6 protein-coding genes are annotated in these 11,054 nt (G+C 38.3%); all 6 read left to right on the plus strand.

Annotated features, from left to right (window positions below):
• Nucleotides 1-31: 31 nt before the first annotated feature.
• Nucleotides 32-379: a PadR family transcriptional regulator gene (locus E1171_RS16460; RefSeq protein WP_155207151.1), complete on the plus strand. Its 348-nt coding sequence runs from the start codon at nt 32-34 to the stop codon at nt 377-379.
• A gap of 10 nt (nt 380-389) precedes the next feature.
• Entirely contained in the window at nt 390-2,897 is a 2,508-nt protein-coding gene (locus E1171_RS16465; protein WP_155207146.1) for a PspC domain-containing protein, read from the plus strand.
• Nucleotides 2,898-3,127: 230 nt separating this feature from the next.
• Nucleotides 3,128-3,577 (plus strand): HYC_CC_PP family protein, encoded by a 450-nt coding sequence (locus tag E1171_RS16470; protein WP_155207147.1) that lies wholly within the window; start codon nt 3,128-3,130, stop codon nt 3,575-3,577.
• Between the two features lie 333 nt (nt 3,578-3,910).
• Complete coding sequence (locus tag E1171_RS16475; protein WP_155207148.1) at nt 3,911-7,690, plus strand: efflux RND transporter permease subunit; 3,780 nt, start codon at nt 3,911-3,913, stop codon at nt 7,688-7,690.
• Between the two features lie 78 nt (nt 7,691-7,768).
• Entirely contained in the window at nt 7,769-9,058 is a 1,290-nt protein-coding gene (locus tag E1171_RS16480; protein ID WP_187696504.1) for a TolC family protein, read from the plus strand.
• A gap of 143 nt (nt 9,059-9,201) precedes the next feature.
• Nucleotides 9,202-10,953 carry an efflux RND transporter periplasmic adaptor subunit gene (locus E1171_RS16485; RefSeq protein ID WP_155207150.1) on the plus strand — a complete coding sequence of 584 codons (1,752 nt, stop codon included), beginning with the start codon at nt 9,202-9,204 and terminating at the stop codon, nt 10,951-10,953.
• Nucleotides 10,954-11,054 lie beyond the last annotated feature (101 nt).

Here is an 11,054-nt window from a genome sequence, read left to right on the forward strand (position 1 = left end):
GAAAACATTGACCCTTTAAAAGTCATGAATGATGAAATTAGAGAATACTCAAGTGCAAATGAGAAAAGGGACACTGGAATTTTGCATATTGCATATAATTTCACGTGGTGAAGTATATGCCTCAGACATGTTAGAAGAATTGACCTCAGCAAAGATTATTGTCAAAGAGGGAACGTTATACCCATTATTAACCCGGTTAAGAAAAGCTGATCTGGTAGAATACAAATGGGTGGAATCTAATTCGGGACCGCCAAGAAAGTATTATAAACTTACCGATGAAGGTAATATTTTCTTAAAAAGTCTGAGTGCAACCTGGAAGGACCTTGTGGACTCCACAAATCAAATTATCTCGAACACCCAATCTAAAGTAAAAGTATAAGCTTGCCGCCATGAAAAAGAATATTAGTATAAATATCAGCGGAATCATATTCCATATTGAAGAAGACGGCTACGAGCGCTTAAAAAATTATTTGACTTCTATCAATAAATATTTCTCCACCCTAGATGACAGTGGTGAAATTGTAGCTGACATCGAAAGTAGGATTGCAGAAATCTTCCTTTCCAAATTAAAGGATGGGAAACAAGTAATCAATGTAGAAGATATAGATGAATTGATTGCCACAATGGGCTCGGTGGAGGATTTTGAAGCCATTGAGGCTGGAAAAGAGCTTTTTGAAAAAGAAGAAGAAAAAGAAGAAAAGGAGGAACCCAAAAAACAAAAATCTACACAAAGCAAATCAACAGAAACCTCTGGAAAATTATACAGGGATGGTAAAAAAAGCCTTATTGGAGGAGTGTGCGCAGGAATTGCCCATTATCTAAAAGTTGATCCCTTTTGGGTTCGTTTGGTATTTATCGGCCTACTGTTTGACGTCTTTTTCTCTTCCACTATAGGTTGGCTCACTTTTGTAACTTATATCATTTTGTGGATCGTAATCCCGCCTAAATATGATCTTCCAGAAGACAAAAAGGTCAAAAAGATGTTCCGGGACCCGGATAAGAGGGTTTTTGGAGGTGTTGCCAGCGGGGTGGCTGCTTACTTTGGGGTGGACCCCAACCTTATAAGAGTTCTTTTTGTTCTTACTGCCATATTTGGTGGATCCGGAATAATCATTTACCTCATACTTTGGATCATTACTCCTGAGGCAAAAGGTCTAACGGATAAAATGAAAATGCAGGGGGAACCTGTGACTTTATCCAATATTGAATCCAATATAAAAAAGAGTCTTAAAGTTGAAAAAGACAAAGAAGAAAGTGTTTTTGTAAAGATTCTTTTGTTTCCCTTTCGCCTCATTGCGGTAATTTTTGAGGCATTAGGCAAAGCTTTAGGCCCGATTTTAAAATTCTTAGGGGAGGCCGTTCGCGTAGGTTTTGGTCTTCTATTAATTTTTATTGCCCTTGTAACACTGGTAAGCATTATAGCAGTTTCCGGTGTTTTTCTAGGGATAATTGCCGGAAAAGGCACCATCTTTTTGGATCAACTGGGAGTACACAACTTCATGTTAGACGGAATTCCTATTGATGTATTATCAGGAACAGTACCCTTATTTGCCACCATTTTCGGCTTTCTGGCTATAGGGATTCCATTTTTGGGATTGGTCTTATTAGGAATTGCCATAATTACAAAAAGGAGATCATTAAATGCCCCAATTGGATGGTCCCTTTTTGCTCTTTGGATAATTAGCATGATGGCTTTTGCCTTTACCGTTCCATCAATTATCGGAAATTTTAAAGAGACCGGATCCTTTAGAAAAACCCAACAATATCACCTAGATTATAAAACAATTCTTCTTCAATTAAATGAGGTTGGAATGGATGATTATGAAGGGGTAAAGTTAAAATTACTAGGCCACAATGAACCAGATTACAAATTGGTTCAAAAATTCTCTGCGAGAGGAAAAAGCAGAAGAGAGGCCATCGAAAATGCCCGAATGGTTAGTTATACCGTCCAACAAAACGATTCCATATTAAATTTTGACTCCAACATTCTTTTCAATGAACAATCAAAATTTAGGGCACAAAAAGTAAACATGACCCTCTATATTCCCTATAACCGTCCCTTTATGATGGATGAAAATTTAAAATATATCATCCGGAATACTATTAACAGAAATGGGTACCGAGTTTCACAAATGGAGGGAAATACCTGGATGTTTACCCCTTCTGGTTTAAAATGTATCAGTTGTGGTAGCAGGTCCTCCAACAGGGCCTATAATGAGCCCAAAAATAACAAATGGGAAGAGGACCCTATTGCTTACTCCACGAAAAAACATCAAAAAAACTATACTATAGAAGATTTTACAGATTTAAAAATAGGTGGTTTGTTTGAAATAAATGTCCAACAGGGAGATAATTACAACATTACCATTAGTTCGGATGAAGACAAAATACTTAATAAGGTTGAAGTGAGAAAAGATGGAAATCAGTTAAGGATCGATTTAAAAGATAATGCCTTTTCAAAATACCACAACAAAGAGCGTCCAAGGATAAATATTACTATGCCAAGACTTGAGGCCATTGATTTTAGTGGTGCAAGCAAAGCCTTTATCGAAGGGTATAAAGGAGATGACTTTTTGGTGAATTTATCCGGAGCAGCAATTTGTTACCTTTCCACATCCACTTCCGAAATTGATATTGATTTAAGTGGTGCTTCTCAACTTACCCTGGAAGGAAAATCTGATTATATGATTGCAGACGTCAGCGGAGCCTCCCGGTTAAAGGCTTTTGAATTTACAACCACTAGTGCAGATATTGAGGCAAGGGGAGCTTCACATTTAAGACTTCGTGTAGAAGAAGACTTGAATGTAGATGCCAGTGGAGCAAGTAGTGTGCGTTACCGTGGTAATCCAACAATTTATATCGAAAAGGGAAGCATGAGTTCAGTGAAAAAAGACTAGACTTACTAATACCTAATCAATTACATTCAAAAAAAGAAAGCCCTGGATTGGAGCTTTCTTTTCTTGATTCTGCAAATTTGGCTGGAAAAAACTAAAATCTTTCCAAGAAAAAAATTAACTAGCCACACAACCTTTGGTAAAAAAAAGCGTTTCGATTTGTAATTATTCCGATTTTTAAATTGATTTGTACCATCAGTTTTAAGCAAAACAACTGAATATCAGAAAAATCAATGCCAAAACTTGTACTGAACATATTTCTCACTGGACTTATTCTTTTACAAAGTGTAGGCATTACCTTATCCAAACACTATTGTGGGGAAATCTTAATGAAACATTCCATAGGGCTTTGGGGTGAAGAGTTAGATTGCTGCATGGACATGGATGAAATGAAATCCGAGCCAGTCTGGGAGACTTCTCAAGAAAATCCGTTTGACCCTTTTACATTAAGTTCTGTTTGTTGTGTCAATGATTTTGAACATCTGCAGTCAGAAAATGATATAACTGCTCCAACTCAAGCATCTTTTGATCTGACTCCATTATTATTTATCCTTATTACCTTTGGATTTTTACACCTTTTGAAAATATTTGGCCAAAAGGTCAGACCTTATTCAAAACCACCCCTATCCTTTAGAAAGCGGAAATTACAATTCCTCGCTTTCTTGCAAGTTTTTCGAAATTAAACACTTCTTTTTCTGTTTTAAAGGTAAAGCTTTTTGGTATAATCTGTGAAATCAATATTTCATAAAGATTAAACAGAAATTATGCAACAACTATGGCTGTGCCTTCCTTTAAATTTGTTCCTGTAAATCAAATGGGCCTTTTCTACTTCAACTTTAAGATATAAAGTTGACCCAAATAAAAGTAGAATTTCGCTACCCATTATAAACAGGTCAAATTAAAATTTAAATATCCCATAATAATTTTATCAATCATTTCTTTTAAATCTGATAAAAAGGGACCGAATATTTCACGTAAAGTGAACTTTTAAAAAAAGAAAACAGAAAAAAGAAGTTATGTTAAACAAAATCATTCGCTTTTTCCTTGAGAACAAGCTAGTAACTTTTCTGCTTATCCTGGCCATTATAGGAGTTGGTCTGGTGACAGCACCTTTTTCCTGGGACATTTCTCCTTTACCATCCAATCCGGTAGCTGTAGACGCTATTCCTGATATTGGAGAAAACCAACAAATCGTATCTACCACTTGGAATGGGCGTTCTCCTCAGGATATTGAAGATCAGATCACTTACCCGCTGACAACCTCCTTACTGGGAATACCTGGAGTAAAAACCATCCGAAGTTCCTCTATTTTTGGCTTATCCAGTATCTACATCATTTTTGATGAAGGAGTGGAATTTTACTGGAGTCGTTCCCGAATTTTGGAAAAGCTTAACTCTTTACCTGCTGGAACATTACCAGAAGAAGTAAAACCTGCTTTAGGACCAGATGCCACTGGACTAGGTCAGGTATTTGAATACACCTTGGAAGGGCGGGATGAAAATGGAAAACCTGCTGGCGGCTGGGATCCGCAAGAACTTCGTTCTCTCCAGGATTTTTATGTTAAGTATGCACTTTCTTCGGCAGAAGGGGTATCTGAGGTAGCATCTGTCGGAGGTTTTGTCAAAGAATACCAAATTGATGTGGATCCTGCAGCTATGGAGGGCTACAATGTGACTTTAGCCCAAGTGATGAGCAGCGTAAAAAACAGTAACCTGGATGTTGGAGCCCGAACCATAGAAGTCAATAAAGCAGAATACTTTATTCGGGCACTGGGTTATGTCAAAAACCTGCAAGATTTAGAAGAAACTGTGGTTACGGTCAATAAAAATGTACCAGTCCGACTGAAAGATATTGCTAAAATTTCCTTTGGGCCAGGTAACAGAAGAGGACTTTTAGACAAATCAGGAGCCGAAGCCGTTGGAGGTATAGTGGTTGCCCGATATGGTGCCAACCCCCTGGAAGTTATCAATAATGTAAAAGATAAAATAAAGGAACTTTCCACCGGTCTTCCAGAAAAAACTCTTAAAGATGGTAGAACCTCAAAAGTGACTATTGTTCCTTTTTATGACCGTACCCAATTAATCAAAGAAACCTTAGGCACCCTAGACGAAGCCCTAACACAAGAGGTTATCATCACTATCATTGTGGTAATTGTTATGGTATTCAATTTGAGAGCCTCAGTGATTATTTCAGGTTTATTGCCTCTGGCGGTCCTATTGGTTTTTGCGGCCATGAAATACTTTGGAATAGATGCCAACATTGTGGCACTTTCTGGAATTGCTATTGCAATAGGTACCATGGTCGACCTCGGTATTGTGTTATCCGAAAATATGCTCACCTATTTGGAAAAAGCCAGGCCCGGAGAGTCCCTGCTCGAAATCATTTACAAGGCAGTATCAGAAGTGGCTACAGCCGTTGTAACTGCCGTAGCTACCACCGTGGTGAGCTTTTTGCCAGTTTTCACCATGCAGGAAGCCGAAGGTAAGTTGTTTGGCCCCTTGGCTTATACCAAAACCTTTGCCTTGATAGCCTCCCTTATTGTGGCCTTATTCATATTACCAACCCTAGCCTATTGGTTATTTTCCATAAAAATAGACCGTGGAAAGGTAAGTAAATGGGTCAATATTCTGCTAATGGTTTTAGGTTTAGCTATAGCTATCTTTTGGAATGGATGGGCTGGAATCATATTAATTGCTTTCGGTATAAGTAATCTTAGCGAAAACTATTTGCCAGAATCAATAAAAAAATACCACGCAGGGATCAATGTATTCATAGCCGCCCTAGCTGTTTCATTTTTACTGGCCAAAGATTGGCTACCACTAGGTCCTAGTAGAAGCATGGGTAGCAACTTTATATTTGTTACCCTCATTATTGGCTTTTTGTTATTTACCTTTTATCTGGTTATTCATTTTTATGAGAATATCCTTAAATGGTGTCTGAACAACAAAGGTAAATTCCTAACCCTTCCCCTTGTAATTGTCCTTATTGGGATTATGAGTTGGAGAGGTTTTACTTCCACTTTTGGTTTTGTGGCTTCCAGTTTTGACAATTTTGGCTTAAATATTCGCCCTACCAAAATTTGGAGTGGCCTCGCCCATACCTTTCCGGGGATTGGAAAAGAATTTATGCCCTCACTGGACGAAGGTTCTTTCTTACTGATGCCGACTTCCATGGCACATTCGGGAGTAGAAGAAAATAAAAGAGTTTTAAGGCAACTAGACATGGCCGTCAATGCCATTCCTGAAGTAGAAAGCGTAGTAGGAAAGGCAGGAAGAGCAGAATCTGCATTGGATCCAGCACCAATTTCCATGTACGAAAACATTATTAATTATAAAAGTGAATACATACTTGACGAAAACGGTAATCGTATTCGTTTTGCTGTGGATAAAGATGGAAATTACTTGAAAGATGGCAATGGAGAGCTCATTCCTGATAAAAAAGGAGAATATTTCCGTCAATGGAGAGGCCATATAAAAACTCCGGATGATATCTGGCAAGAAATTGCCAAGGTAACCCAAATTCCAGGGGTAACTGCTGCACCAAAATTACAGCCAATAGAAACCCGATTGGTGATGTTACAAACCGGAATGCGCGCACCCATGGGGATAAAAGTAAAAGGCCCTGATTTGGAAACCATTGAGGCCTTTGGATTAAAATTGGAAAAATTACTCAAAGAAGTTCCTACAGTTCAAGAACAGGCGGTCTTTGCGGACCGAATTGTGGGTAAACCTTATTTGGAAATTAAATTGGATAGGACGACTATGTCCCGATACGGCATTTCTGTGAAGGACTTTCAGAATTACATGGAAGTGGCTCTTGGGGGAATGCCTTTAACTACCTCCGTGGAAGGAAGGGAGCGCTACCCAATTCGACTTCGGTATCCAAGAGAATTAAGGGATTCTCCGGAAAACATTAAAGAAGTTTTAATTCCTACTGCTGATGGCACCCAGATTCCATTAACAGAAATAGCAGAGATACAATATTCTAATGGTCCAATGGCCATAAAGAGTGAAGATACCTTTTTGGTGGGTTATGTCCTTTTTGACAAAAAGCAAGGATATGCTGAAACTGATGTAGCTGAAGATGCTCAACGCTACCTGCAGACCAAAATCGATTCTGGCGAATTAAAAGTTCCAGCAGGTATCAGTTACCAGTTTACTGGGAATTATGAAAACCAAATACGAGCAGACAAAAGGCTTGCTATTGTAGTACCACTTGCTTTAGGAATCATCTTCCTGATATTGTATTTCCAATTCCGGTCTGTGACGGTAAGTATGATGGTTTTCTCAGGAATTTCCGTAGCACTCGCAGGAGGATTTCTGATGCTTTGGGCCTACGGTCAAAACTGGTTTATGGATTTCTCCTTTATGGGTGAAAACATAAGGGATTTAATGCAAATGAAAACTATCAACCTAAGTGTTGCAGTTTGGGTAGGTTTTATTGCTCTATTTGGTATTGCTACCGATGATGGGGTATTAATTGCTACCTATCTAACCCAGGTATTTGAAGAGAAAAAACCAAAGAATAAAAAGGAGCTTTACCATGCGGTATTACTGGCAGGTAAGAAAAGAGTGAGACCGGCAATGATGACCACAGCTACCACCCTACTTGCCTTGTTACCAGTACTCAGCTCCACCGGAAGAGGTTCAGATATTATGATCCCAATGGCCATTCCTTCTTTTGGGGGCATGTTCATTCAGATCATCACCATATTTGTAGTTCCTGTTTTGTATGCCCTTTGGCAGCAACGGAAATTAGTTCAGAATGAAGAGTTAAAAGTGAAAAGTGAAGCATAAACAGCAGAGAGGCAGGATTTTGCCTCTTCAACTTTCAAATTTTAACCAATGACACCCAATAAGCTAAGCGTAAATAAGATGAAGCGAATTAAAATAATAAAACAAATCCCGAGGAAAACAGGTCCAATCCTGGGCCTCCTACTCCTTTTGCTTTTAGGAATGGGAAGTTTTGCCTCGGCTCAAAGTTTGGATGATTATCTACGGGAGGCCGCTGAAAACAACCCAAACCTCGAAGCTTTATTTAATGATTATCAGGCAGCATTAGAATTAGTACCTCAGGTTGGTGCTTTACCAGACCCTTCCTTAAGCATAGGGTATTACATTCAGCCCATACAAACCCGAAACGGGCCTACTCAGGGAGGGATTACCATTGGTCAACAATTTCCTTGGTTTGGGACCCTGAAGGCCAGAAAAGACGTTGCTTCTCAAAGTGCAGCAGCAAAATTCTGGGAGTTTAACTCTGCCAAAAACGATTTATTCTTCAATATACGGCAGAATTGGTACCAATTGTTTGAACTGGAAGAAAGAATCCGAATTACAAAAGAGAACATAGACTTACTGAATTATTTGGAGACGCTGGCCACCCAAAAATACGAAACAGGTAAGGCCAGCATGGCAGATGTGATTACTGTTCAGCTTAAAATTCGAGAAGCGGAAAACCAGTTAGCCTTATTGCAGCTCAATAAAAAACCTTTGGTCCACAGTTTCAATAATTTTCTGAATCGGGATCCTGAAGAAAATATCCAGATTCCCGAAAGTATTCCATTAGAAGAATTACCAAATGAGAATAATTTGGAAATCGTATTTCAACAAAACCCACAGATGAAAACTCTCAATGCTATGAAGAAAGCGGCGAAAGAACAACAGAGGGTAGCCAAATTGCAGGGAAGGCCCAACATTTCTTTGTCTGTACAATATGTAAGCATTGGAAGAATTTCTGGAGACGACCAAATGGTACCGGTAACAAATGGGAAAAATGTCATAATGCCTATGGTAGGCGTCAGCATTCCCCTGTACCGAAAAAAATATAATGCCCTTAAAAAGGAAGCAAACTTTAATTTAAAATCCATTGAAGCTAAAGAGATCGCTTTAAAGAATGACTTGAGTCTTGCCTACACCCAGATTATGGAAGGCCTCAAAGCATCACAATTGTCGATAGCACTTTACAAGGAACAAATTGCTCAGGGGAAACAAGCTTTAACACTTACCATTAAAGACTTTAGCACAGGAAAGAAAAGCTATGAGGAGGTGCTACGGATTCAGGGAGAATTATTAGTTTATGAATTATCTTCCGTGGAAGCCAAAGTTTCCTTTAATACAACTGTTGCTCAACTCAATCAATTGGCTGCAACAGAATTAGAAATCTAAACTGATTAAGCAGAAAAAATTGGGGCTGAAATCAACAAAGTATTGGTTTAAGATCCCCTTCGAACAAAAAAATATTTTTAGAAGGAGAGATCCATTAATACAATCAAAATTCCTCCTTCGTTATTCATAATTATATTATCGTTATGAAAGCATTAATAAATATTAAAAAACTACGTCCGATATTATTTGTACTACTGGGCTTATTAGCCGGATGGTTAATCTTTGGCGGAAATGGTTCAACTGACCATAACAAAGAACAAACCAACAATGAAATGGATCAATCCGAAGATCAAAATACACTTTGGACCTGCTCCATGCACCCCCAAATCAGACAACATGAACCTGGACAATGTCCTATCTGTGGGATGGATTTGATTCCTGTCCAAAGCAATGCAGGGCAGGAAAATCCTAACGAACTTCAGATGAGTGAAAGTGCCATTGCCATGGCTAATATTCAAACATCAGAAGTAATGAGAGGAAAAGCCCAAAAGGAAATCCTTTTAAATGGAAAAGTAGTAGTGGATGAGAGAAGGTTTGCCAATGAAATTGCCCATGTTCCAGGAAGGGTGGAAAAACTTTATATCAACTTTACGGGTGAAAAAGTACGTAAAGGGCAGAAAATAGCTGATGTCTATTCTCCCGAATTAATAGTCGCACAAGAGGAGCTATTAGAAGCCCTTAAAACAAAAGAAAAGTATCCCCAGCTTTTGGAAGCGGCCCGTAATAAATTGAGAAACTGGAAAATATCAGATCAGCAAATTACAGCCATTGAAAACTCTGGAAAAGTACAAAACCTGTTTGAAATTCATGCCGGTAATTCAGGTTATGTTACTCAAAAAAGAGTAAACTTGGGAGATCACCTACAGGAAGGCACCATCATGTATGACATTGCAGACCTAAGCAAAGTGTGGGTTATGTTTGATGCTTATGAAAGTGACTTGGCCTTTTTGGAAGCAGGTGATAAAGTAAAATTTACAGTATCCTCCTTACCAGGCCGGACATTTGAAGCATCTATCACTTACATTGATCCTGTTGTTAATCCTGAGACACGAACCGTTTCTATACGAACAGAAGTAAGTAATAAGGAGCAACTCCTAAAACCAGATATGTTTGCCCGAGCAAAAATCTCTGCAGATTTAGGAAGTGGTGATATAGATCAACTAATTATACCTAAATCGGCGGTATTATGGACAGGAACTCGTTCAGTGGTATATGTACAACTAAAAGATCGTGAAGAACCCACATTTCAGCTTCGTCAGGTTATCTTAGGACAATCTTTAGGAGATACTTATATTATAAAAGAAGGTCTAAACAATGGAGAATCAGTCGTAACTAACGGTGCTTTCTCTGTTGATGCTGCTGCTCAGCTTAAAGGTTTGCCAAGTATGATGAGTCAACCCAATGCTGATGAACCTACAAAACAGGAAATTACAAAAGCTGAAGGAGTGAATCCTAAATTCCAAAAACAACTGAATGAGGTCTTAAAGGCCTATTATCAACTTACTGATGTTTTCTTTAACCATAATCCAAAAGATATCCAAAAACAGGCTCTCCAAGTAAAAAATGCTTTGGAAAAAACGGACATGAAACTGGTCCAAGATCAATATATGAAAGATTGGATGGAACAATTCGAAGGCATGCAAGAAAATCTAAAGAATATGCAGGCCAGCAATGAATTAGACATCCAAAAAAAGGAACTTGACCTGTTAAGCCAGACACTACTTCATAGTGTAAAAGAATTTGGAGTAGAAGAAACTGTATATTATCAATCCTGTCCTATGGCCTTTGAAAGTGGAGAAGGTTTTTGGTTAAGTGCACAAAAGGAAATCCATAACCCTTACATGGGTGAAATGATGGCCATGTGTGGAGAAACCAAAGAAATTGTAAAAAAATAAAACTCAGTTTGTTTGAAGGGGGAATAGCTTTTGCTTTCCCTTTTCAAACCACTATTTATATTAAACCTTTTAAATTTTAAAAATTACAATCATGAACAAAA

Source organism: Xanthovirga aplysinae, from assembly GCF_009711365.1.
In the GTDB taxonomy this organism is placed as follows: domain Bacteria; phylum Bacteroidota; class Bacteroidia; order Cytophagales; family Cyclobacteriaceae; genus Xanthovirga; species Xanthovirga aplysinae.